1 protein-coding gene and 1 pseudogene are annotated in these 1,129 nt (G+C 70.9%); both read right to left on the reverse strand.

Features of this window, described 5'->3' with window-relative positions; genetic code table 11:
- Positions 1-989 (reverse strand): hypothetical protein (locus tag I5G_RS23725; RefSeq protein ID WP_036329543.1); only part of this gene is annotated, 989 nt, incomplete at its 3' end.
- Positions 990-999: 10 nt separating this feature from the next.
- Positions 1,000-1,129, reverse strand: a pseudogene (locus I5G_RS24975) (winged helix-turn-helix transcriptional regulator); the annotation flags it as partial.

A 1,129-nucleotide genomic window follows, 5' to 3' on the forward strand; every position in this document is an offset into this window, starting at 1 on the left:
CCGGTACCCGCGTCGTAGCGCACGACGGTGCCGGTCACCGAGCAGCGACCCTCCGAGCGCACGCCGGTGGTCGAGACGTCGGGCCCGACTTCGAGCGTCGACCGGCGCGGCACAGCGACGAGGGAGGCCATGTCGAATTCGACGGATGCCAGTTCGTCGACCTTCTGCGCCGAGTTCGGTCGTAGCGCGAGAGTGAGGTCGTCGTCGCCGGGCACTCGGAGGAAGCCGTACGTCGTGACCTCCTGGTCGCCGACGGTGCCGGTCACGGCGAAGGGGATGATGCGACGCGTGGCGGGCAGTTCCCCCGAGATGCGTCGGCCGTCGACGCGGACGCCGGTGGGCTCGCCCCACAGCGACACGCGCAGATCGCCCACGTCGCCGCCCGACCACGTCGCGCGGCCGTCGAGCACATCGACACCGGAGACGAACTGGTCGCGGTCCTCGACCGTGAGGACGGTGTCGGAGACCACGGGGTAGTCGGGCACGCTCTCGCGCACGACCTTGACCACCACGAGCCCACGACCGGTGTTGCCGGAGTCCGACTCGACGTCGTAGAGGAACGACATGGTCGCCGGGGCCTCGCCGGCGCGGATGACGACACCCGTGTCGGAGACGCTCTCCACCAGCGCGTCGAGGCGCGCGTACTCCGGGTTGTCGCTGCCGTCGACGAGCGTCTTCGGGAGGTCGGGGCGCACGCCCGTCAGCTTCAGGCGACCCTGGGTCGGATCGATGTCGTTGGCCAGCGGACTCACGCGGATGCGGCTGTCCGGGCCGGCCTGCACCTGCACGTAGTCGGTGAACGTGATGGGGCTCGGGTTGGCCTCGGCATCCAGGACTCCGATGCGCACCGTGCCCTCCCCCGTCGCGCCGGAGGGGTCCACGACGCGGTAGCGGAACGACACCTGACCGCGGTCTCCCGGCACCGAGGAGTAGACGATCGACGCCCCGTCGGCCGAGATCGAGGCCGTGCCGCGGTCGGGCTGGTTCACGATGCGGTTCCATCAGCGGGAGCATGCGCGTCATCAGGTCGCGCCCGAGCGCGGTCAGTGCGTACTCGACGCGCGGCGGAACCTCGGGATAGGCCGTCCGCCGCACGAGCCCGTCGGCCTCCAGCTCTTCAGCGTGCTCG

Source organism: Microbacterium sp. B19, assembly GCF_000333395.1.
GTDB lineage: Bacteria > Actinomycetota > Actinomycetes > Actinomycetales > Microbacteriaceae > Microbacterium.